At 46.3% G+C, this 23,723-nt stretch carries 19 protein-coding genes; 15 read left to right on the top strand and 4 right to left on the bottom strand.

Annotation, left to right across the window (positions count from 1 at the left end; genetic code table 11):
• The first annotated feature begins 1 nt into the window (after position 1).
• From ACTHQF_RS04260 to ACTHQF_RS04250, 3 genes are all read left to right on the top strand, one after another.
• Complete coding sequence (locus tag ACTHQF_RS04260) at positions 2–1,657, top strand: RagB/SusD family nutrient uptake outer membrane protein (protein WP_440428633.1); 1,656 nt, start codon at positions 2–4, stop codon at positions 1,655–1,657.
• 11 nt (positions 1,658–1,668) lie between these two features.
• Positions 1,669–2,484, top strand: a complete 816-nt coding sequence (locus ACTHQF_RS04255; RefSeq protein WP_440428632.1) for an endonuclease/exonuclease/phosphatase family protein — start codon at positions 1,669–1,671, stop codon at positions 2,482–2,484.
• Positions 2,485–2,549: 65 nt separating this feature from the next.
• Entirely contained in the window at positions 2,550–3,317 is a 768-nt protein-coding gene (locus tag ACTHQF_RS04250) for an MBL fold metallo-hydrolase (RefSeq protein ID WP_440428630.1), read from the top strand.
• Here ACTHQF_RS04250 and ACTHQF_RS04245 read toward each other — a convergent pair.
• The gene (locus tag ACTHQF_RS04245; protein ID WP_440428629.1) at positions 3,314–6,208 is read right to left on the bottom strand and encodes a ligand-binding sensor domain-containing protein; all 2,895 of its coding nucleotides are present in this window, start codon (positions 6,206–6,208) and stop codon (positions 3,314–3,316) included. The genes ACTHQF_RS04250 and ACTHQF_RS04245 overlap by 4 nt on opposite strands.
• Before the next feature lie 171 nt (positions 6,209–6,379).
• Here ACTHQF_RS04245 and ACTHQF_RS04240 point away from each other — a divergent pair, with 171 nt between their 5' ends.
• Genes ACTHQF_RS04240 through ACTHQF_RS04220 form a run of 5 tightly spaced genes read left to right on the top strand, consistent with a single transcriptional unit; the run spans position 6,380 to position 14,478 of the window.
• On the top strand, positions 6,380–7,216 hold the full coding sequence (locus tag ACTHQF_RS04240; RefSeq protein ID WP_440428627.1) for a PKD domain-containing protein: 837 nt from the start codon (positions 6,380–6,382) through the stop codon (positions 7,214–7,216).
• Positions 7,217–7,248: 32 nt separating this feature from the next.
• Complete coding sequence (locus ACTHQF_RS04235) at positions 7,249–10,305, top strand: SusC/RagA family TonB-linked outer membrane protein (RefSeq protein WP_440428625.1); 3,057 nt, start codon at positions 7,249–7,251, stop codon at positions 10,303–10,305.
• 38 nt (positions 10,306–10,343) lie between these two features.
• On the top strand, positions 10,344–12,008 hold the full coding sequence (locus tag ACTHQF_RS04230; RefSeq protein ID WP_440428623.1) for a RagB/SusD family nutrient uptake outer membrane protein: 1,665 nt from the start codon (positions 10,344–10,346) through the stop codon (positions 12,006–12,008).
• Between the two features lie 55 nt (positions 12,009–12,063).
• Positions 12,064–13,353, top strand: a complete 1,290-nt coding sequence (locus ACTHQF_RS04225) for a glycoside hydrolase family 2 TIM barrel-domain containing protein (protein ID WP_440428621.1) — start codon at positions 12,064–12,066, stop codon at positions 13,351–13,353.
• Positions 13,354–13,377: 24 nt separating this feature from the next.
• Positions 13,378–14,478 carry a family 16 glycosylhydrolase gene (locus tag ACTHQF_RS04220; RefSeq protein ID WP_440428620.1) on the top strand — a complete coding sequence of 367 codons (1,101 nt, stop codon included), beginning with the start codon at positions 13,378–13,380 and terminating at the stop codon, positions 14,476–14,478.
• A gap of 33 nt (positions 14,479–14,511) precedes the next feature.
• Here ACTHQF_RS04220 and ACTHQF_RS04215 read toward each other — a convergent pair whose 3' ends face one another.
• Positions 14,512–15,600, bottom strand: coding sequence for a DUF922 domain-containing protein (locus ACTHQF_RS04215; protein ID WP_440428619.1), 1,089 nt, complete (start codon positions 15,598–15,600; stop codon positions 14,512–14,514).
• A 193-nt stretch (positions 15,601–15,793) separates the two neighbouring features.
• On the opposite strand from ACTHQF_RS04215, the gene ACTHQF_RS04210 reads away from it, so the two are divergent.
• Complete coding sequence (locus tag ACTHQF_RS04210) at positions 15,794–17,029, top strand: voltage-gated chloride channel family protein (RefSeq protein ID WP_440428618.1); 1,236 nt, start codon at positions 15,794–15,796, stop codon at positions 17,027–17,029.
• 162 nt (positions 17,030–17,191) lie between these two features.
• The gene (locus ACTHQF_RS04205) at positions 17,192–18,310 is read left to right on the top strand and encodes a glycoside hydrolase family 26 protein (RefSeq protein WP_440428616.1); all 1,119 of its coding nucleotides are present in this window, start codon (positions 17,192–17,194) and stop codon (positions 18,308–18,310) included.
• 150 nt (positions 18,311–18,460) lie between these two features.
• Here ACTHQF_RS04205 and ACTHQF_RS04200 read toward each other — a convergent pair whose 3' ends face one another.
• Positions 18,461–19,252 carry an NIPSNAP family protein gene (locus tag ACTHQF_RS04200; RefSeq protein ID WP_440428615.1) on the bottom strand — a complete coding sequence of 264 codons (792 nt, stop codon included), beginning with the start codon at positions 19,250–19,252 and terminating at the stop codon, positions 18,461–18,463.
• A 166-nt stretch (positions 19,253–19,418) separates the two neighbouring features.
• Between ACTHQF_RS04200 and ACTHQF_RS04195 the strand changes: the two genes are divergently transcribed.
• Both ACTHQF_RS04195 and ACTHQF_RS04190 read left to right on the top strand, forming a co-directional pair.
• Positions 19,419–19,832, top strand: a complete 414-nt coding sequence (locus tag ACTHQF_RS04195; protein WP_440428613.1) for a VOC family protein — start codon at positions 19,419–19,421, stop codon at positions 19,830–19,832.
• A gap of 119 nt (positions 19,833–19,951) precedes the next feature.
• The gene (locus ACTHQF_RS04190) at positions 19,952–20,695 is read left to right on the top strand and encodes an SDR family oxidoreductase (RefSeq protein ID WP_440428611.1); all 744 of its coding nucleotides are present in this window, start codon (positions 19,952–19,954) and stop codon (positions 20,693–20,695) included.
• A 21-nt stretch (positions 20,696–20,716) separates the two neighbouring features.
• Here ACTHQF_RS04190 and ACTHQF_RS04185 read toward each other — a convergent pair whose 3' ends face one another.
• Positions 20,717–21,574 carry an ion transporter gene (locus ACTHQF_RS04185; protein WP_440428610.1) on the bottom strand — a complete coding sequence of 286 codons (858 nt, stop codon included), beginning with the start codon at positions 21,572–21,574 and terminating at the stop codon, positions 20,717–20,719.
• 150 nt (positions 21,575–21,724) lie between these two features.
• Between ACTHQF_RS04185 and ACTHQF_RS04180 the strand changes: the two genes are divergently transcribed.
• From ACTHQF_RS04180 to ACTHQF_RS04170, 3 genes are read left to right on the top strand one after another with little or no spacing between them, the layout of a single operon-like run.
• Positions 21,725–22,174 carry an NfeD family protein gene (locus ACTHQF_RS04180; RefSeq protein WP_440428609.1) on the top strand — a complete coding sequence of 150 codons (450 nt, stop codon included), beginning with the start codon at positions 21,725–21,727 and terminating at the stop codon, positions 22,172–22,174.
• The gene (locus ACTHQF_RS04175) at positions 22,171–23,118 is read left to right on the top strand and encodes an SPFH domain-containing protein (protein ID WP_440428608.1); all 948 of its coding nucleotides are present in this window, start codon (positions 22,171–22,173) and stop codon (positions 23,116–23,118) included. Before ACTHQF_RS04180 ends, ACTHQF_RS04175 begins: the two co-directional genes overlap by 4 nt.
• A gap of 11 nt (positions 23,119–23,129) precedes the next feature.
• Complete coding sequence (locus ACTHQF_RS04170) at positions 23,130–23,657, top strand: hypothetical protein (protein WP_440428607.1); 528 nt, start codon at positions 23,130–23,132, stop codon at positions 23,655–23,657.
• Positions 23,658–23,723 lie beyond the last annotated feature (66 nt).

Genomic DNA, 23,723 nt, shown 5'->3' with positions numbered 1-23,723 from the left:
CATGAAGAAGCAAATTACCTATATGATGCTCAGCCTGGCTTTAGTTGCCAGCTCATGCAAAAAAGACTTTTTAGATCGCCAGCCGCTGGATACCATTTCAGATGATACCTTCTGGAATACCGAAGAGCAGCTTATCCTGGCCGTCAATGGCTTATACGCCAATATCAAAAACAGCAATACCGTTGCTCTGGACCAGATGGGTGATAACAGCATCAACTCCTCTACCGGCGATAGCTACCGCATCTTCAGCAGCGGCAACTTCGGGGCAGATCTGGCGTCGGTAGATGCCGAATGGCGTAGCCAATATGCGGGCATCCGACAGTGCAATGTCTTTTTAGAAAAATACAATAACGCCACCAGCGTAAGCCAGGAGAAAAGAGACCAGATGGCCGGTGAGGCAAAGACCATCCGTGCTTACATGTATATGAACCTGGTATGTTACTTCGGTGATCTTCCAATTGTAACCAAGCCGCTGAATATTGATGAGCTATATGAGCCTAGAAAGCCCAGGAAGGAAGTGATCGACTTTATCATCAAGGAGCTTGATGAAGCTGCAGCAATGATGCAGGCAAAACCGCAGACCGGTGCTACATTGGGCCGCCTGAGTAAGGGCGCTGCATTAGCATTCAAATCGAGGATTGCCTTATTCGACAGCCGTTGGGCTGAAGCGGAAAAAGCAGCCAAAGAGGTTATGGACCTGGGGGTTTACAGCTTGTATTCGACGGGAAATCCTGCAGTAGATTACAACAACCTCTTCAACTACAAGGGAAAGCTATCCAATGGCGCCAACAAAGAAACCATTGTTGCCAGAATGAACCTGACCGATGTAAGCATGCACAACATCAGCCGGGAATCGCAAGTTCCCGATCAGGCCTCAAGATACAATCCAACCAAATCGCTCGTTGATTCGTACCTCTGCGTGGACGGACTGCCGATCGATAGATCACCATTGTATAAAGAAGACAGCTATGCGGCCTTGTTTGAGAATCGCGATCCACGAATGAAGCAGACCATTCTTGCGCCAGGTGCCGCTTGGGGCGGTCGTAGAGACGGTAATCCTGCAAATACCAATGCGAGCATCTTCACCGCACCAAAGTTTGTATCCGACAAGCTTGGTAGTGTTACCATCACCGGCTATTATTTTACCAAATATGTTGAGGTGAGTACCGTATCTCAGGTCTCAAAGGATCAGAATGATATCCATGTTATGCGTTTAGGCGAGGTACTGCTCAACTACGCGGAAGCCAAAATGGAGCAGGGGACACTTACCCAGGCAGATCTGGACATCAGCATAAACAAGCTGCGGGACCGGGTCGGTATGCGCCACATGGTGATCGCTGAACTTGCACAAAATGGACTTGACCTTCGCAATGAGATCAGAAGAGAACGCCGGGTTGAACTTGCCCGTGAAGGTCAGCGCTGGTACGACATCATTCGCTGGAAACAAGGTGCATTGCTTGCAGCAGACGTAAAAGGCATGAAGAAATCTCTTGCGCTGGTACCTGCTCAGGTGAGTAACATCGCTGCAGACGCAGATGGCTACATTATCGTCATGACAGGGCGGCAATTTGATGAAAATAAACATTATTTATGGCCGGTTCCATTGAATCAAATTCAGCGAAATCCTAACTTAGGTCAAAATCCTGGCTGGAATTAACCAAATAATCCATGAAGACCATATTAAAACAACTTGGCCTCCTGAGCAGCATCATGGTGCTGCTCAGCTGTTCGCCGAAGCTTCAACAAGCCACGCCCGCCAATGTGCGTAGCTTAAAGGTGATGTCCTATAATATTCACCACGCTAACCCACCCGCCGAACCGGGCAAGATCGACCTTGATGCCATTGCGAAGGCTATCAAGGACCAGGATCCAGATCTGGTTGCCTTACAGGAAGTGGATGTAAACACGGCCCGTTCCGGAAAGATCAATGAAGCCAGTATACTTGCCCTGAAACTGGGATTTAAAGGCTTCTTTTTCGCTAAAGCCATTGATCATGAAGGCGGCGATTACGGAGTGGCGATACTCTCCAAATACCCGATATCAAATAGTCAAATTCACCGGCTGCCGACACAAGAAGGTACAAAAGGAGAACCACGCGTACTCGCCACAGCACAGGTGAATCTGCCTGGAGGTAGAAAAGTACTTTTCGGAAGCACACACCTGGATGCCCAGAAGAATGATACCAACAGGCTTTTACAGGTTGCGGAGATCAACAAGATCGCCGCACAGGAAGAACTGCCCTTCATCATTGCAGGCGACCTAAACGCGACACCAGAAAGCGCAGTGATCAAGATCTTTGATGAACAGTTCACTCGTACCTGCAGTGATTGTGCCTTCACCATTCCGCAGATCAATCCAACAAAGGCGATCGACTTTATCGGCTTCAGCAAAGCCAGTAATCTGGAAGTGGTTAGTCATCAGGTCGTTCCAGAGCGCTATGCTTCAGACCATTTGCCGATCGTTTCTGTTTTGAAATTCAAATAGCATTGATGATGACTTAGCAAACAAAGCCTTTGAATTATCGTTTACAATATAAAAACCAGATGATTATGAAACTGAAAATTGCACTCGCAACCTTAATGCTCTCTACTGCCAGCCTATATGCACAGGATCAACAAGCTAAATTGCCCGTTCCGGAGCGTGTAAGTGTTAAAGGCGGCGAGCTTACCATTCAGCCCATAACTCATGCGAGTTTAGTATTGAACTACCAAAACAAGAACATCTACGTCGATCCAACCGGTGGTGCGGAAGCCTACACAGGATTAGGCGCTGCACATGTAATCCTGATTACGGATATCCATGGAGACCATTTCGACAAAAAAACTATTGAAGCAATCAATAAATCAGATGCGACCTTGGTGGTCCCACAGGCGGTAGCGGATTCGCTGCCAGCAACCATCAACAAAAAGAAACTGGTGATCCTCAATAACGGTTCAAAGACCAGCCAAGCCGGAATTTCTATCCTTGCAGTACCGATGTATAACCTTCCAGATGCAGAAAACGCCAAGTTCCACCCGAAAGGCAGAGGAAATGGTTACATCCTGGAAATCGGCGGAAAACGCCTGTACATCTCGGGTGATACGGCAGATACCCCTGAAATGCGTGCCTTGAAGAATATTGACATGGCTTTTGTTTGTATGAACCTGCCATACACCATGGATGTTAATGCAGCGGCTTCAGCGGTGCTTGAATTTAAACCGAAAGTTGTATATCCATACCATTTCCGCGGACAAGATGTGGAAGCGTTTAAAAAGCTGGTGAATGATGGCGATAAAAGTGTTGAGGTGAAGCTGCTCCAGTGGTATCCTGGTAGCTAGTTCGCTTTAAATTCTGAGAAAAACGTAAATAAACTTACTTCAGCCGGTATCTGCAGCTTCTTCCGAAGACGGTACCGGCTTATTTCTACCCCACGCGGCGAGATCTTCATCAGTTCGGCAATTTCCTTCGTAGATAATCCCAACTTCAGATAAGCGGCCAGCTTCATGTCATTGGAGGTTAAGTTGCCATAAACTGATTTTAATTCTTCCAGAAAGTTTGCATGTACTTTATTGAAGTAAATGGAAAACTGCTCCCAACCCTCCGCTGATTTCTCCTCGGAGGAAAGTAACCTGATGATCTTTCTTAAGTTGTAAAGGTTCTCGTCTGAAGGGATGTTGGTGTTCAGTTTGCTTAGATCGTGCTTGATCTTGGTCAGCAGTTCTTCCTTTTGAACCAGGTGCATGGAAGTTGATGCCAGTGCAGTGTTCGCAATTTCAATCTCGGTGATCAGTCTTTCGTTTTTCAGCTTGATGATTTCCTGTTCCGACTTATCTATTTCCAGCTGGTGCAGGTATCGCATGCGCTCTTGTTCCTGCTCAAAGGCCTCCCGCTGCTTACGAAACTTCTTCTGCTGGCGTTTATAGATCAAGATCACCAGGCATACCGCCACAACCGCATAAGCCATATAAGCGTAAATGGTCTGGTACCATGGCGGAAGTATCACAAACTGGTAAGCCGCTACGGCAGACTCCTGTCCGAAGTTGTTCCTGGCTTTAACCCGGAAAACATAATCTCCATACGGCAAATTGGTATAATCCTTTTCTGTTTTCTTACTGAATTCAGACCATTGCTTATCGAAGCCTTCCAAGTAGTAGCTGTACTCCACATTGGCCTGGCTTTGGGGCAATATCGCTGTAAATTCAAAGTGGAAGGAGTTCCAGTTGTATCTAATGCTGGGAATGCGCTGCTGAGTTTTTGAATCATTAACTTCTCCATGATAACCCGCAAATAGCAGGCTGTCGGATTTTCCTATTGCCCGTACCACATTTATGCGTACCTGAGGATTGTTTAAGGCCTGCAGATACTTTTCATAGTTCAGGTGATAAAACCCTTTTTGTGCCCCTACGATGATGTTGTTCTTATTAATCGGGTTGATGTGTTCAAATCCGCTGACCAGTTTGCCGTTTAACTCGGGAATATAGATCAGCTTTGGCTTATTGCCGGAGAAATCACATACACCTAAATTCTTCTCATGCACAAACCATACGTTTCCATCCTTGTCCTCTTTTAGGTAGCGGATATATAATCCGTCAAAAAGCTCGTTAAATAACCTCGAAGGCTCAAATTTATCGCTTACCGGGTTGTAGGCATACACACCACTTTCTGTGGTAACCACAATCTGGTTTTTAACCTTGTAAACATGGTTGTTATAAGTTGATGGCAGCTTGTCTGCCTTGGTGTACAACCTGATCTTAGGTGTTTCAGCTTGGCTGAGGTCGATCTTGTACACGCCCTGATAGGGATGGGAGGTCCAGATCACCTTTTGTTGATCTACTGCGGTAAACCTGGCAGATTCATTAAAACCCTTAATTTTCCCAGCAGGCACCAGTTTCCCGTTCTGGTAGTGCAGAATATCAATGCCGTTATAGTTACCTGCCAATACTACTGGTTGGTCATTCAGCTCATAGGGAAGAAAATTCCAGTATCCTTTGCCAGCAACCAGATTTACTGCACTATTTCCCTCGACCCGGAATGCACCTTCATGTTTACCAAGCAAGAGCTGGCCCTTCACGACATTCATGCCCCAGGCTTGTCCTGCACTGTAATTGATGTATTCGAAGGCATGCTGCAGCAGGCTGAAATCTTTCGCCTCATCAATGGGTATTCTAAAAACAGCCCCGGATAGTCCGAAATATAGCGCATTGTCGTAAAGCATGGAACTATGACCTACGCCTTCACTAAAGGCCTCGGGGTTGAGATGCCTGATGGCGTCGTTGTTCGCAATGAAATCAATGCCGTTGTTCAATCCCAACCAGAGGTTGTTATGATTGTCTTTGAGCATGCTGAGCACCGCATTGTTCTGCAGGCCCAATTTCCGGGAGAAATTGTAAACGATCGTACCTTTCTTGTTTACGATGTAGCATCCATTGATGTTGGTGGCGATCACCATCATATCCGCATTGAGCTTAAATGCCTGGGACAGCTGTTCATTCGTAAACCGCTCCGCCTGGTAGTCCTGTAGCTTTCGGATGCTGTTGTTGCTGATGGTGTACAGCCCGTGTTGCCAGGTGGCGAGCAGCAGCGTATCTCCGTTGTAGGGAGAGAGCGAGGTCGCGATGTAGTCGCCTGGAATATCCGCTTGAAGGAAGGAAACCCATTTATTGCCTTCATACTTTAACAATCCACGTTTATCCTGCGCAATGATCTGGTTGTTCGCTGCACCCAGGAAGCGCCAGCCGGAAGCACTGTTGTACACGGTAATTTTATGCTCAGACAGTTTAAAGATTTTATTTTCCGCACGGAAGAAAATATCCTTACCCTGCGCTACGATATCCCAGATATCAGCGAATACCTTATCGCCTTCAGGAACTTTATCCAGCAGGCTGTGGTATTGCAGCTTGCCATTTGCTGCGGGAGAGAAGTAGCCGAAGTCGCCCTGTGCCCCCACATAGATCTTGTGGTCTGGCGCGATAACCAATGATCTGACGATGGTTTTATTTGCTATAGGGTAAGTTTTCCAGAAGGTTCCATCAAAAGTTAAGAGCCCTTCATTGTTGGCAAAATAGAGCATGCCATTCCGGTCCTGTTGAATGGCCCAGTTCTGTGTGCCGGCACCGTAAGTGGTTTTTTCGTAATTGATGATGTCTGGTAATCCGACTGGATTTTGCCCTAATAACCTGCCGCAAGTAAGCGTGTAGAGTATCGAAATGAGGAGAAGCGATCTGCGCATAGCAATTTGGATAAAAGTAGGCAAAAACTTCATCGTTTCAATCAATGTACACAAAAACCGCGTTTAATGATGTTTTTAGGCGGTATGATGTAGTATTGATGTACCCCTAAAAATCGCAAATCTGAAAGCTGTGAATACATTTGTAGCTGTTTAACCCAAATGTAAACACGTATGAATTTTCTACAATCTTCGTATAGGCTCAAGTGCCTGTACCTGCCAGTATTTCTGGCTTTCTTCCTAATCCTTGGCTGCAAGAAAACCGTAGGTGAACTTGGCCAGGCCGCAAAAGCATCTTTTACAGTTACCCCGGTTAGCGGCAAGGTCAATACCTTCTTGCTAGAGAGTACTTCTGAAAATGCCTACAGGTACCAGTGGGATCTTGGCGACGGACAGGGGCTCGTTGCAGCTGAGGCAAACAAAGAAGCTTACTTTCTTAAAAAGGGTGAGTACGAAGTAAAGTTGTATGCGCACGGCAATGGTGGCTATGATGTCGCTACCCAAAAAGTAGTGGTCGCGGAAGATGATCTTTCACCCATCTTAAACAGCCCGGAGTTCAAATTACTTACCGCACATTCCTGGAAACTGGACCCTACATCTACCGCGCCGATCATTGTGGGTACCGAGAATAATCCCGCAGAATACTTCGGCGGTGGTTCCCTGGCAGATTGCCAAATGGATGATGTTTACACCTTCGCCTTCGTTAACAACGATTTCAAGTTAACTTACAACGCTAATGGATCAACGTTCAACGCCGGAAACGTTCAGCCGAACTATGCATGTGGTGCTGATCGCTCTTACAGCAATGTTTCCTTTACCTACTCCACCGTGGTATCTGGCGCAGGTCTCGCTACCATCACCCTTCCAGGTGCGCCACCTGCAATGTTCATTGGTGTTACCGACGTAAGTTCAAATAACTACAGGATCATCTCCATTACAGATTCTGAACTCGTACTAAGAAGCGGAAAAGCGAATGAAACTGTACACCAGTTCAGGTTTGTAGCCCAATAACATCATCTATTCAAGATTTAAATAAAAACGAAATGAGAAGAACTATACAAATTATAGTGTTTTTGATCACCTCCTGTTTCCTACAGCAGGCGGTTGCACAAAACATCGCTGTAAACGGAAAGATTACAGATAAAACAGGGACAGCAATCGCTGGCGCCTCCGTACTCCTAAAAGGCACTACAACGGCCACTTCATCGGATGCAGATGGAAATTACCGCATCAGTGTTCCTGAAAGCGGTGCTGTATTGGTATTCAGCTATGTCGGCACCAACAGGCAGGAGATCGTGGTTGGCACATCCAGGACCATCAATGTGGTGCTGGAAGATTCGGAGAACGTGTTGAACGATGTCGTGGTTGTCGGTTACGGTACCCAGCGGAAAGCGAGTGTTACCGGGTCAATTGCAACGCTGAACAGTAAGGAAATGCTCCAAAGTCCGGTAGGCGATTTAAGTAATACGCTTGCTGGTAGAACTGTGGGTGTAATCACCAAGCAGCCGGGAGGCGAGCCTGGTTCTGATGCGGCACAGATCTACATCCGTGGTAATTCAACTTTTGGCAACTCTACTATGGAGCCATTGTTCGTGGTTGATGGAATTGTGCGTGCTTTCCGTGACTTCTCGCAGATGGACCCTAATGAAATTGAATCGGTAAACATCCTGAAAGATGCTTCCTCTGCCGCAATATTCGGTGTTAAAGGTGCAAACGGGGTAATTTTGGTTACTACAAAACGCGGAAAAGCGGGCAAGTTAACCGCAAGTTATACTTTCAACTACGGACTTTCACAGGTAACCAGATTGCCTAAAAGCCTGGGTTCTTATGAATATGGCGTGCTTTTCAATGAAGCCAAACTAAACGATAACCCAAATGCAGCACCTGAATTTTCTCTGGAGCGATTAGATGGTTTCAGAAGCGGTGTTGATCGCGAACTTTATCCGAATACTGACTGGATGGATCTTGTGCTTGGTGGAACTGCAGCCAGAATGCAGCACAATGTTTCCTTAAGCGGAGGTACAGAGAAAACTAAGTACTTCACTTCATTAGGTTATCTGAACGAAGATGGTTTGTATAAATCGCTTAACTACAAGCGCTATAATGTACGTACCAACCTGGATGTACAGGTGACGAACACCACACGTTTCTCTGTGGATCTATCCGGAAGGTTAGAAAACAAGCTTGCCCCACCTTCAGGCGGCATCTTCGAACATACCATGCGTAACCCGCCAATCTTCCTGGCGCAGTATGCAGACGGACATCTGGCTAGCCCGGGTTCATACCCTAATCCGCTAGCTTTAGTTAGCCCGGAAAGCGGTTACAACAGAACCTCCGGCAACTACATTCTAACCAATTTCCAATTGGCACAGGACATTCCTGGGGTAAAAGGCCTATCGGTAAAAGGGGTGATGGCATTCGACAGGAACTTCAATTACAATAAAACCTGGAATACCTGGGTGCCTCTGTACGTCAAGAATGCAGATGGCACTTATGGAACTACGGCACCTTCCCAATCTTCTTTATCCAAGACTTTCAACGAAGGTCAGGGTTTGGAGTTCCAGGGACATATCAATTATGAGAACCGCTTTGGAAAACACGGTATCTCCGCTTTAGCATTAATCCTGCAGAAAGAAAATCAGGACAGCCGGCTCCGTGGTGCCAGGAACTCTTACGAAAGCTCAGCACTGGAACTAATCAACTTTGGTCCTGCAGAGAATGAAGTGCTTTCAGACGATGAAAATAAAACAGGCTTAAGAAGTGCTGCATTCCGTCTGAACTATGATTATGATAACAAGTATTTCATTCAGGGAAGTTTAAGACGTGATGAGTCCGAAAACTTTGCACCAAACAAAAGAACCGGCTATTTCCCTGCAGTATCTGCTGGCTGGCTGGTTACTGGCGAAGATTTCATGAAGAACATCAGCGTAGTAGATTACTTGAAAATTAAGGGATCTTATGGTAAACTCGGTAGCGACAGAATCGCTAGCCGGTTTGGTTACTATAACAGGTATGATCTGGTGGCTAACAACTATCCTTTTGGAGGTACCTTGTATAATGGTTTAACGCCAGGTGCCATTGCCAATCCAAACGTTACCTGGGAAACTTCAACCAAGACAGATATTGGTTTCGAAACCAGATTACTTAAAAACCTGATCGGTGTAGATTTCACTTACTTCAAGGAAGACCGTAAGGATATTCTCGCAACGCGTAGCCTATCTGTTCCATTATCATTTGGTGCAAATCTGCCTACAGAAAACATTGGTCGTGTAACCAACCAAGGTATAGAGTTGGTGCTAAGTCACAACAACACCATTTCAAATGATCTATCTTACTATGTAAGCGGAAACTTTACGTATGCGAAGAATAAGATCATCGAAGCTGCCGAGGCGATCAATGTGCCTGCAGGAAAAAGAATCACTGGACGTCCAAATGGTGGTTATTATGGCTACAAAGCGATCGGTATCTTCAAAGATGCTGCCGACTTCAACAACTCCGCTAAAACCTCAGCTTTCCTGGCTACAACGGGTCCTGGTGACATCAAGTATGAAGACCTTAGTGGCCCTAACGGTGCTCCGGATGGTGTAATCGACGATTTCGACGTAACCTATTTAGGTGGTGGTGCTTTACCGGAGATCATTTATGGTATCAGCGGTGGGCTGAACTATAAAGGCTTCGAGTTAAACTTCCTTTTCCAGGGAGCAACCAGATCACAGCAGATGCTTACGCAAAATGCATCATGGGCATTCTATAATGGCGGTCGCGTAACAGAAGAATGGTTAGATCGTTGGACACCTGATAATCTCGACGCTACTTTGCCAAGACTATCACTAAACGCTAACGGAAATAACTATGTAACCAGCAGCTTCTGGCTTAAAGATGCGACCTATTTACGCCTTAAAAACGTAGAGCTGGCTTATACCTTCAAAACAGAATTCCTTTCTAAATTGAAGCTATCAGGTGTTCGGGTTTACGCCAATGGTCAAAACTTGTTTACCCTGACCGACATCCTGAATGTTGACCCGGAAAATACAGCTGCTAACGGTTGGTACTATCCACAGCAGAAGACCTTCAACTTTGGTTTAAGTGTTCAATTTTAAGCTAGCATAATTATTTACTCATATTAAATCAGCATATAATGATTACTAAAAAAATAACATGGATCCTGGGCATCGCATTCTTTGCGTCTACTGCCTATTCCTGCAAGAAAGTCCTGGATGTAAAGCCAACAAACTTTGTGTCTGATGAGGCTGTTTTCAAGGACATTACACTTACCTCACAGTTCGTAACCAATATCTACTCCAGCTTGCTTAGTGGTTTTGAACGCCGGGATGCCGGATTGGGTCAGGACTGGTCCGTAGGTTTCGGATTATTGGATATGGCTACGGACGATATTGAGGCACACGCTTCATTGAACGTCAACCTGATTCAGGCAGGCGACCTAAACTCCTCCAACTTCAACTTCGGCACGGAGATGTGGCAGGCAAACTATGTATTGATCAGAAGGGCAAATACCTTACTGGCCAGGATAGACGCTGTTCCGACTACAGATGAGCAGCTAAAAGCCCGCTTAAAGGCTGAAGCTAGATTCTTACGTGCTTTCGGTTATGAAGAACTGGTGAAAGCTTTCGGAGGCGTGCCGCTGATCACCACGGAACAAATGATCTCCGATGATCTTTCGGTGCCAAGAAGCAGCTACGACGAATGTGTTAAGTTCATTGTGGATGAATGTGATGCTGCAGCTGCAGACCTGCCTTTGAGTTATTCGGATGCAGATCTGGGCCGCGCGACAAAAGGTGCAGCACTGGGCTTGAAAGCGCGTGTATTGCTTTATTATGCAAGTCCGTTAAACAACCCATCAAACGATGCAACACGCTGGTCAAACGCTGCCAAAGCAGCTAAAGATGTGATGGATTTAGGTGTTTACGATACCCATCCAGACTACTACCGTTTGTTTATGGATAAAACCGGTAACCGGGAGGTGATCTTCGCAAAGAAATTCGCAAGACCGGGCAGAACTCATGAAACAGCCTGGAAGCTAGCCATGAGCATCGAAGCACCTTCAGTAATTGGTGGTGCTTGGGGTGCCTTCCATGCTACCCAGAACTTCGTGGATGCTTACGAGATGAAAGATGGTAAATCGATCACCGATCCGACCAGCAACTACGATAAGAACAATCCTTATGCAAACCGCGATAGCCGCCTGGATAAATCCGTACTCAGAAACGGATCCAGCTGGAAAGGTGTTACCGTAGAAACCTTTGAAGGTGGCAATGCAAACAAACCAACCAATGGCGACCGTACCAAAACGGGTTATGGCTTGAAGAAGTTTATTGACGAGAAATATGTATCTGCAGACGCCGTTTACCAGGGTGGTGATAACGACTGGATCTTCATGCGCTACGCGGAAATCCTCTTGAACTATGCAGAAGCACAAAACGAAGTTGCCGGGGCTGATGGAACGGTATTAGCTGCTATAAACAAAGTCCGGGAAAGATCAGGACAGCCTGCACTAACGGCAATGGGTCAAAGTCAGATGAGAGAAAAGATCAGAAACGAAAGACGGGTAGAGCTATCATTTGAAGAACACCGCTTCTTTGATGTACGCCGCTGGAAATTGGGCTCGACCTATTTCAATCAGCCAGTAAAACGTGTTAAGATCGTGAAAAATGCCGATGGCAGCTTCACCTACACCGATGAAAACCTCGAGAACAGGGGCTACAGGGAGCACTATAATCTGCTTCCAATCCCACAGATCGAACTGGAGCGAAATAACAAATTGGTTCAGAATCCAGGATATTAATACGCTCAGCGGAGGGTCGCATCCGCTACCCTCTTTTCCCTATATTTAAACAGTTATGAAGCTTAAAAACTTATTGTTCGCAGCAGTTGCATGCACATTACCCTTGGCACTGAGCGCCCAGCAAACGACCTCCAAAGGGCCGGTGAAAGTGGAGGTAGAAAAGAATGGCAACACCTATCAGTTGTTGCGAAATGGCCAACCCTATTTCATCAAAGGTGCCGGCGGCACCAGTTATATGGACCGCATTGCGGCCTATGGCGGAAATTCTGTACGAACCTGGGGTACTAAAGATGCCCAGCAAATTCTGGATTCGGCGCAAAAGCACGGATTAACGGTGTTGATGGGATTAGGTGTAGTTCCGGAAAGGCATGGCTTTAATTATGACGACGCCGCTGCGGTTAAAAAGCAGTTTGAGCGCGTAAAAGCAGACGTCATCAAGTTTAAAGATCATCCAGCCTTGCTGGCTTGGGGCATTGGAAATGAGCTTAATCTTTCTTACAAGAACCCTAAAGTATGGGATGCGGTAAACGATATTGCAAAGATGATCCACAAGGAAGACCCGAATCACCCGGCGAGCACCGTACTGGCAGGGATCAATAAAAGAGAGATCGATTATATTAAGACCAATACACCGGCCATCGATATTTTGTCGATCAACACCTATGGTGGACTGGCGCAATTGCCTGAGCAGGTTAAAGCTACTGGCTGGCAAGGACCGTACATGGTAACCGAATGGGGACCAACAGGACACTGGGAAGGTCTGCAGACCACCTGGAAGGCACCTATCGAGGAGACCAGCAGCGAGAAAGCTGCGGTTTACAAAAGCAGGTACGCCTTTTCTGTAGAACGCGACACGCTGAACTGCCTGGGCTCCTACGTGTTTTTATGGGGACAGAAACAGGAAAGGACACCAACGTGGTACGGTGTGTTCACGGAGAAAGGTGAAGAATCTGAAGTGGTAGACGTTATGCAGTACCTTTGGTCGGGCAGCTACCCTAAAAATAAAGCGCCGCATATCTACGCTTTCAATCTCGATGGGAAAAAAGCAGTCAACAGCATTCAGTTGAAGGCCGGAACAAAGTACCAGGTTCTGGTTGATGCCGCAGATCCGGATCAGGATCCCTTAAGCTATCATTATGAACTCTTGCCTGAAGCAACCAATGTGGGTGAAGGCGGAGATCATGAAGATCGCCCGGTGGCGATCCCGCTGAACCTGGATAACCTTAAAACTAAACAGGTGGCCATTACTGCACCAGCCCAGAAAGGCGCTTACCGCTTGTTTGTGTACGTTAAGGACGGCAATAATAATGTTGCAACCGCAAATATTCCCTTTTACGTAAACTAGAAAGAACGACTAAATTAAGATCCTATGAAATCGATAATAGCTACGATGACCAAGGTATTGCTGCTTTTCCTCCTTACCTTAACGGTATCTTGTTCCAAAGCAGAACATGCACCTGCATCGCTGAACTTGCAACTTTCAGTAGTGGTTTCCAATGATGGTTCCGGCCTGGTTCAGGCTACTGCAACGGCAAACAATGCTGACCGTTACTATTTCACCTTCGGAAAAAGTAATAACGAAGAAGGCCTGCGTTCCACCGACGGGAAGGCCTCTGTGACTTATACGGCCAGTGGAAAATATACCATCAAAGTTACCGCATATGGACCGGATAACACCTCTGCAGTAGCGACAAAGGAGGTTGATGTGACGGTTGCCGTCAAAGATGAAGGCTATCAAAGTGCCGACAGCTACCCCGGTATGAGCTTGGTGTGGAAAGATGACTTCAGCGGAAATGCGCTAAACACTGCAGATTGGAGCTTCGAAACTGGAAACGGCACTGATGGCTGGGGTAATGCGGAACAGCAGTATTATCGGGCGGAAAACACGAGTGTGAAGGACGGTTATCTCACCATTACCGCAAAAAAAGAAGCCTTTGGCGGGTATCAGTATACCTCTTCCAGAATCAAAACCCAGTACAAAAAGACCTTTAAATATGGTCGTATAGACATCCGGGCGAAGTTGGCTAAAGGTCAAGGTATATGGCCTGCTTTATGGATGCTCGGCGCTAACATCGATGATGTAAAATGGCCATATAGTGGCGAAATCGACATCATGGAGCTAGTAGGTGGCGGTCCTGGCAAAGACAATACCGTATATGGCACCATCCATTTTGACGATAACGGCACTTATGCGAACATCAGCAAACCTTACGCATTGCCAACCGGGGATTTTTCAGAAAAGTTCCATGTCTTTTCTATCCTATGGGATGAAAACAAGATCAGCTGGTTTGTAGACGATGTTGAATTCCATACCCAGGAGATTAGTTCTGCAGCACGGAAGGAATTTCAGGAGCCTTACTTCCTGTTGTTCAACCTTGCTGTAGGTGGCCGATGGCCGGGGAACCCGGACGCAACAACGACTTTCCCGCAGCAAATGATGGTCGATTATGTAAGGGTATTCCAAAAATAGTTATTCAACCGGCAGGTAATCCCTGCCGGTTTTTTATTGCTTTAATTCCTTATCAATCCTGGCGTTCCACACATCCTGCGCAAACCTGTTGATGCCATGGCTCGTTTCATCATCATAAGCTTTCTGCATCGTATTCATATCCCGGTAAGAGTCTAAATACTGCATGTTTAGTAATGCTTCATAGTTGTCTGGGCTCAGCTTTTTTGCCAGCATCTTCTTTTTAAACTGCTCCGCAATGATCTTGGCAATATCAAAGTGCCGTTGTTCATGGTTTAGGTAGTAGGCATTCCGGTCTGTGGGGTTGGCCCAGCAGGCGCTCTTCGGGACATATGCCTTAACAGCTACCCGTACATCCAGTACACCATTCTCCAGATCAGCATCCTGTGTGTAACCGAAACTGGGCATCACTGAGGCCTGAAAATTACCGGAGATCCTGATCTTGGACTGAAAGTCTGCCCAGGTTAAGGGCCTCTTCGGATCGTAATAAATGGTATCGCCCTCCTTGCTTTCCTTATAATCCGTAAAGCTGATCTTCACCGACTTGGCCAGTCTGCGGTCCGAACCCAGGTTCGATGCCATCCAGGAGCTGAAGTACCCGATCCCGCTGTTGATGAGCTGACGCAGGTTCCTTTCCACAGATGCCGTACCGGCCAAACCTCTGCGGTAGCGCAGGGATCCAGGATAGCTGATCAGCGGCTCTACGCCATAATCTTTATCCAGGCCAAAGGACAGCTTCAAACTGATCTGCCCATCCACGCTGTTAGTCCCGACGGCGGTCTCGCTAATCCTGAACTGTTCGATGCCAATCACGATAGGCCTGCCCGATGTTGATTTTGGCAGGTTCTTAGCGAGGTACTGCTTAATAGCGTCCGCCGTGCCACCCTGAAGGTTCATGGACTGTGCTTGTGGTTTATTTAAGTTATCTTTTATAATGATTTCTGCCGGCTTGCTTTTCTCAGCACGATTATCCTTTACTTCTGCAATGTAAAAACCAGTAGGCTTTGGTTGGATGGCTTCGTCTGTCAGGATGATTTGAGCCGAAGCACTGAAGGTGATAAATAGAAAGCTGAAGAGGGTAAGGAGCAAGCGGCAAGCGTTAATGTTTTTACTTGTCTCTCTCATACTCAGGTACCTATAACGCAACCGGCTAACCTGTAGTATATCCCCGCATCAATAAAAATGAGGCATTTGCATTTCCTGGGATAATGCATTAGTTTTATCGCAGGAGATGGTGTCACCCAAAAGAAACTTTTACTTTTCCGAACAGCTTACTGTTTTTCGCTGGCTTGTACGCTGGTTGATCTTAACTGTACCGATGGCGATTGTAGTTGGCAGCATGGTTGCCTTCTTCTTATGGGCCTTGCAAAAGACCATTCACTTCCGCTTTGAACAACCCTGGTTGTTGTTCCTGCTACCGCTAGCCGGGGTGGCGATCCAGCTCATTTACCAGTCGATTGGCCAGTCTGCCGAAAAAGGAAACAGCCTGATCCTGGATCAAATTCAACAGGATGGTGGTCCTGTTCCAAAGCGCATCGCACCGCTGATACTTCTTACAACGCTGATGACACATCTGTTTGGCGGTTCTGCGGGCCGCGAAGGTACAGCGGTACAGATGGGTGGCAGCATTGCTTCCATGTTCAATGGCTTGTTTAAACTCATGTCGGAAGAACGCAAACTGATGCTTAGCGCAGGATTGGCTGCAGGTTTTGCCGCCGTATTTGGAACGCCTTTCACCGGTGCCATATTTGCGCTTGAAGTACTCACTAAGGGCAAAGTCCAATACAAAGCATTTCTCCCGGGCCTTATGGCAGCACTGCTAGCAGATGCAACGGTTAAGGCCTGGCAGGTCCACCATCAGCATTACCGCATCGATGAGCTGCCCCTCCAGGCCGATTATTTCAGCCGTACACTACATTTTGATCTGCTGCTGGCGTTGAAAATTATTCCTGCTGCAGCCGCTTTTGGTTTGGCCAGCTACCTGTTTACCCGTATGATCAATGAAATAAAGACTTTATCCAACCGCATTTTCAAGCTGAAATGGATGATCCCCTTTGTTGGGGGACTCATCATCATCGGACTTACACAGCTCTTGGGCAAGACAGATTACCTGAGCCTTGGAGTAGATCCGGAATATCCCGCTGCGGTGACCTTACAATCAGCTTTCCACCTAGGCGGCGCAGACCACTGGAGCTGGCTCTGGAAAACCATCTATACTTCCGTAACTGTTGGAACGGGGTTTAAAGGTGGTGAGGTGACCCCGCTGTTTTATATCGGCGCTACGCTTGGCAATGCACTCTCAGGCCTGCTTAATGCACCAGTGAGCCTCTTTGCCGCATTGGGCTTTATTGCCGTGTTCGCCGGAGCCACCAACACCCCGCTAGCCTGTACGGTTATGGGCCTTGAACTGTTTGGTGTTGAACATCTGCTTTTCTTTGCCCTGGCGTGTTTTACCGCGTATCTGTTTAGCGGCTATATTTGTATTTATGGGCGACAACAGGCTGAAGAAAAAAAATACCTGCATGCAAAGTTCTCGAAGTACCTTCCCCGGTAAGGATTTCTTATATCATCATCAATTTGCGCTATTCCATTCCTGTTTCGCATTTTAATACAATGTTCCGATAAAATAGCATTGAAAGCGGGCGGCGGAATCCAATAGCTTTGATTTAATCGATGCAGTAAACACCGAAATTATTACAACACCAAGTATAACACCATGAAGAGATCATTTTTATTATCCGCGATCGCGATGCTGCTCTTTACCGCGGCATCTGCCCAGCAGGGACCGATAGACGCGCAAGCAACCCCTGAAACCAAGGCCTTGTATAAAAACCTGAAAACGCTTTCTAAAAAGCACACGCTGTTTGGGCACCAGCATGCCACCGAATACGGACATGGCTGGTTTGGTGAAGAAAACCGCTCGGATGTTAAATCGGTTACCGGTTCTCATCCGGCAGTAATTGGAGTAGATTTCTCTGGCCTGTCAGGCCTTCCCGAAGCGGAGATCGAAAAGAACAAAGCTGCTTTAAAGAAAAACATCGTAGATACCTATAATCGTGGAGGGGTTACTACTGTAGCCTGGCACTTCTCCAATCCAGTTGCCAAAGGTGGGTTCTACTGGGTAGATTCACTTTCCTTGCCAGCAGTGAAATACATCATTCCTGGGGGCAAAGCACATGAGCAATACAAGAAGATCCTGGACAATGTAGCCGGACTGGTTAAAGACCTAAAAGGTAAGGATGGAAAGCAGGTACCAATCATTTTCCGCCCCTACCATGAGTTTGATGGCGAGTGGTTCTGGTGGGGTAAACCGCATTGTACCACCGAGGAGTTTAAAACGCTGTGGCGCTTTACAGTCTCTTATCTAAAAGACAGCGCTAACGTTCATAACATCCTTTATGCTTTCTCCCCGGATAATAAATTCAACACTGAAGCAGAATTCCTGGAACGCTATCCTGGAGATGAATGGGTAGATATGGTTGGCATGGACAACTATGGCGATATGGGCCGTGATAATCGTTATAACCTGGAGGCTGCAGTACAGAAGCTTACTATCGTTTCTGATTATGCTAAAAAAACCGGCAAGCTTGCGGCATTTACGGAAACTGGATTGGAGTCTATTCCCAATACCAACTGGTGGAATGATGTGTTGCTCAAAGTGATGAAGCGCAACAACATGGAGTTATCTTATGTACTGGTCTGGAGAAATGATACGAAAAGCCCTACCCACTACTATGCTCCTTTTCCCGGGCATCCAAGCGTACCGGATTTCATGAAATTTTACAAGGACCCATACACGCTTTTTGAAAAGGACTTAAAAAATATATACAAGTAGTAGTCAGACAAGAGGTTCAAAAGGTCTTAGCTAGGGGTTGACAAGGCATTGGCCGGCTTTAGGCCCTGTCAACCCCTTGTCAACCCCCTGTTAAAGCCTTGTTAAGGTACAAGCTGGATGCAGGCTGCGTGCGTTTTGGAGGCTTGCTGTTTAAATGTCTGAATAGTCCGTTGGCACCAAAAACTTGGTGTCGTTTTTACTCACGTTGTGCTGGTATTCCGGCATGGCCGATACCCTTTTCCATTTTGGATCATCGCTAAATGTTTTCCAATGTGCCGTTCTGGATTCCATATTGCTGTAAGTGGTGAGATACATCAGGTTTGGCATTCTGCTTCCGGCAATTACTTCTCCATAGAACACGGGCTGACTGCCAATTCTATCGAAGATTTCGACTTCTTCTTTGTCGAACATGGCCACTTTATTCCTGTACAACTTCTCTGTAGCGCTTTCGTAGCTGCGTAATTCGTAAACACGTTCGCTCTTCGGCGTGCTGAACGTCGGCTTTTTCATCTCTGGCATGCCGCTGAAAGCTTCCATCAGGATAGACTCCATACGGATGTATGGTGTATCGTTGTAAGCTGCATTTAGATAATCTGCGCCTTTAGCGGCGATTTCCTTATCTGTTTCCAACAGCTTCGTGGTCTTGTGAAATGCTGCCAGGGATTTGAATGGCATGAAAACATAAATTTTCTTGTCGCTGGCCGTGTCGATGTTCAGCGTCTTAAACACGCCTACAGTTTTGAATCCTGCGCGGTGTAAGGCCGGCAAGTAGGCTTCCGACAGGAACTTGTCCATACGTGTTTCCTGTGCTTTGTCTTTGATGTGGTAAACCATAAGCTGGTAGAACTCACGTGGTGGTGCCTTTTTTACTGGGGCCGCTGCCGTAGCAAAGGTGATGAACAGCAAGGCAATGCTGCCTAAGAATAGGGATTTGTACTTCATATTTGGTTAATTGACTGATTAGTTTTTCGAGCAATAAAAATAATACAATAACAGCTACGGGGAATAACGATTTGTGTTTAAGTTTACCATTAAACCAAATACCCGAATGATGAAAAAGTTTGCAGTCCTTCTAACAATCGCAATAAGCACGCTGTTTTGTAAATCTATGAATGCCCAGGAAAAAAATCAGCCGGTAAGTGCCAGGCTAAACCACATTGCCGTATACGTATCTGACCTTGAGAAAAGTGAAAAGTTCTACCACACCTTGTTAAACCTGGTGAAGATCGATGAACCCTTTAAGGACGGAAGACATGTATGGTTTACCTTAGGACCCGCAGGCGCTTTGCACCTGATTCAGGGACCTAATGCAAAAGCAACGCACGATAAAAATGAGCACCTCTGCTTCAGCGTACCTAATATTGACAACTTTATTGCCGTACTAAATAAACAAAAGATCGAATTCCTTAACTGGCCTGGTACTGAAAAGGCGCCTACCATTCGGGTTGACGGGGTAAAGCAGGTGTATTTCCAGGATCCTGATGGCCACTGGCTGGAGGTGAATGACGATCAGGGTAAGTAAACGCCTAGTTCGTTATTGTCATATTTATTACAGATCCATCCCCTGCTAAAACATTAAATTTTCCCGATTGTAGATAAATGCTCCAGGGCAGGTAGCCCTGTTAGCTATCAACAATTTCTATGGGAAATAATATTGAAGGAAAAGTGGTGATCATCACCGGCGCCAGCAGTGGTATTAGCGAAGCTGTAGCAAAACATCTTACAGCACAGGGTGCGAAAGTTAGTCTTGGCGCCCGCAGAAAAGAGAAGCTGGATCAGATTGTACAAGACATTGAGCAGGCAGGTGGATCTGCCTGTGCTTTCATTACCGATGTCACGAAAAAGGAAGATCTTGATGCCCTGGTAAAAAACACGCTGGATGCTTTCGGTAGGGTTGACGTTATCTTTAACAACGCCGGGCTGATGCCGCTATCCCGTCTGGAAAACCTGCACTATGAAGAGTGGGAAAAGATGATTGACACCAATATCAAAGGGGTGTTATATGGCATTGGCGCAGTATTGCCGGTGTTTAAAGAACAAAAAAGCGGCCATTTCATTAATGTATCTTCTGTTGCAGGGCACCGTGTAGGGCCTGGGGCTGCGGTCTATTCGGCCACAAAATTTGCGGTCAGGGCCATCTCAGAAGGATTGAGACAAGAAGTGAAGCCTTATAATATCCGGACGACAATTATTTCTCCAGGAGCCATTAAAACGGAGTTACCTGACACCATCACGGACAATAAGATTAAAGAAGTGATGCAGCCGGTATTGGACATTGCGATATCGCCAGAATCTATTGCAAGGGCAGTAGCGTATGTGATTGAGCAGCCTGAAGAGTTTGACGTGAATGAGATCATTCTGCGCCCTACCGCCCAAGCCAGCTAATATCAGGTGGATTTGCGGGCTTTACTGCAATTTCTGGGCTTCCGCATTGGTTTGGATCTGTTTCAGATCGACGCCGCAATTGGAACAGAAATTTGCTTCCGAATCAACTATCGCTGCCCTGCACGCGGGGCAGCGTTTTTTTGCCAGCTCCGTTGCTTTCGCCATCTCTACAGACACAATCCCGGTCGGTACAGCAATAATTCCGTAACCCATAATCATCAAGATACTGGCGAAGAACTGCCCTAAGGGGCTTTGTGGCGATACATCGCCATAACCTACCGTGGTAATCGTTACTATAGCCCAGTAAATAGAAATAGGTATGTTTTCAAAGCCATTATGCGGACCTTCAATAAGGTACATAATGGTGCCCATGATGATTACCAAGGTGAGTACTGTAGCCAGAAAGACCACAATCTTATGCATAGAATTCTGTAGTGCCTGCTTCAGAATATTACCTTCGGAAAGGAACCTGCTCAATTTCAGGATCCGGAATACCCTTAGCAACCTGAATGCGCGGACAACGACCAGAAACTGCGTGCCTGCCAGGAAAAAACTAAGGTAGGTTGGCAAAAAGGCCACCAGATCTACCAGTCCATAAAAGCTAAAAATATATTGTTTCGGCCGGTTTATGACATAAATCCTCAAGGCATACTCTATGGTAAAAAAGATGGTGCAGGTCCATTCAATGATGTGAATATAGGTCAGGTAATCTCTCCGGAAAGTTGCCACGCTTTCTAAGGCAACTGAAAAGATGCTGAGCAGAATTAAGAACAGCAGGCTCAGATCAAAAAGTCTCCCCGCCGGCGTATCCGACCTAAAGATAATGATGTATATCTTCTTTCTTAACAGATCGTGATTTCGCTCCGGAATTTCTTTCATTTTCGAGTGATTGCAAGGCTTTCAGTGCCTTTTAAGTTCATTTTTTCGCGTAAATTACTTATATTTAGAGAAAGTGCTAAGGGATATATAGCCAATTAAAAGATCCTTTGAAGAAATGGCACCTTCAAAACTAAATAAGGTAATTGTAATATGGAAAGTTTTTTAAATAACGCGGTAATTTGGTTTGGCCTCGGCCTAGCGCTCTTCTTGCTGGAGTTTCTGCTCCCGGGTTTCATCTTGTTCTTTTTTGGGCTGGGTGCCTGGATCGTAGCCATAGCAACCTTCTTTTTTGACATTTCCATCAATACGCAACTGATCGTTTTTCTGGTAAGCTCTGTGCTTTCTGTGCTGCTGTTTCGCAACTGGGTGAAACGCAGGTTCGGCATGGGACAAACGGTGGCCAGCATGCTTCCTGATGAGTTCGTTGGTAAAATTGCGGTAGCAGAAACCATGATCCTTCCTGGTAAAAAGGGGCGTGTAGAATTCAGGGGCACCGAATGGGATGCCTGTTCTGAAGAAACCATCTCACCCGGCGAAAACGTGATCATTACCCGAATAGACAGTATTTTATTATATGTAAAACCAACTAAAGCAATATGACGTCATCCACTATTATTCTGATCTTCCTCGCACTATTCGTGCTCGTGGCATTTTTGTCCACCTTTAAAGTTGTGCCGCAACGTACCGTATTCATTGTAGAACGTTTGGGTAAATACAGCCGCTCCTTAGAAGCCGGCTTTCACATTCTGATCCCGTTCATAGATAAAATAGCTTACAAGCAGAACCTGAAAGAACAGGCGATCGATGTGGCGCCACAGATTTGTATCACCAAGGACAATATCGCGGTCGAGGTAGATGGTGTGCTGTACTTGCAGGTTGTAGATCCGCAGAAAGCCTCCTACGGGATTGATAACTATCGCTTTGCGGTGATCCAGATCTCGCAAACCACCATGAGAAGTGTGATCGGTAGAATGGAGCTGGATAAAACCTTCGAGGAAAGAGAAACCGTAAACGGCGCGATCGTTAATGCGGTAGATAAGGCGAGTGATCCATGGGGCATCAAAGTATCCCGCTATGAGGTAAAAAACATCTCTCCACCACAAAGTATCCGCGATGCGATGGAGAAGCAGATGCGTGCAGAGCGTGAGAAACGCGCTTTGATCGCCGAATCTGAAGGTGATAAACAAGCGAAGATCAACCGTGCTGAAGGGGACAAACAGGAGATGATTGCACGTTCGGAAGGTGAAAAGCAGCGTAAGATCAACGAAGCAAGTGGTCTTGCTGCGGAAATTGAGATGGTTGCTGTTGCTACGGCCATCGGGATAAAGGAAATCGCTGGTGCGATAAATCAGGAGGGTGGCATGAATGCCGTGAACCTGCGTATTGCAGAGCAATACCTGAACGAGTTTGGTAAACTGGCGAAAACCAATAACACGATGATTGTGCCGGCAGATCTTTCTGATATCGCAGGTGTGATCTCCAGCGTAACATCGGTTCTGAATAAAACCAATATGCCCCCTTTTAAACCGGTGAATGTCGGTTAAAATACATGCCAATGCTTGAAAGTTATTCACCACGGGCCATTGTTCCGCGATTTCTCCTGCAGCTTGCATCCGCTAAGGGAGTCTTGGCTTTGCTGGCACCAGCGATAATGCTTGGAACAAGCTGCAATCAGACGCAGCCGGAAGCCACAACACAGCTAAGCACTACGGAGCGCTGCTACGTTGCCAGTTTTCAGCAGGACACGGCCATGATGAACCTAAGCTTTACCGGATCTAAGATCAAAGGTAAAATGCGCATTAACTATGGTGACGGCAAAGTCTATGACGGCACCATATTGGGTGAACAAAAAGGGAAAGGTGATACGCTGATCCTTGCTTATGATTTCAAGATAAATAAACTAGACAAATGGTACCGGAATCCTATGGCTTCTCTAAAGCGCGGCGACAGCTTGGTACTTGGTATCGGACAGATCAATGTGGTTTGGGGCACAGGTGCCTTCGATGAAACGGTGCCGATTGATTATGAACATGCCAGATTTATATTCGCACCTGCGGATTGTAAGGCAACACCGCTCAGGTAACATAGCTTAATGCCCTTTCTGGTAATAAAAAAAGGAGATACGCAGGTATCTCCTTTTTTTATAGTC

The organism is Pedobacter sp. SAFR-022 (assembly GCF_051965375.1).
In the GTDB taxonomy this organism is placed as follows: Bacteria; Bacteroidota; Bacteroidia; order Sphingobacteriales; family Sphingobacteriaceae; genus Pedobacter.
This window is presented reverse-complemented; position numbering and strand designations above follow the sequence as displayed.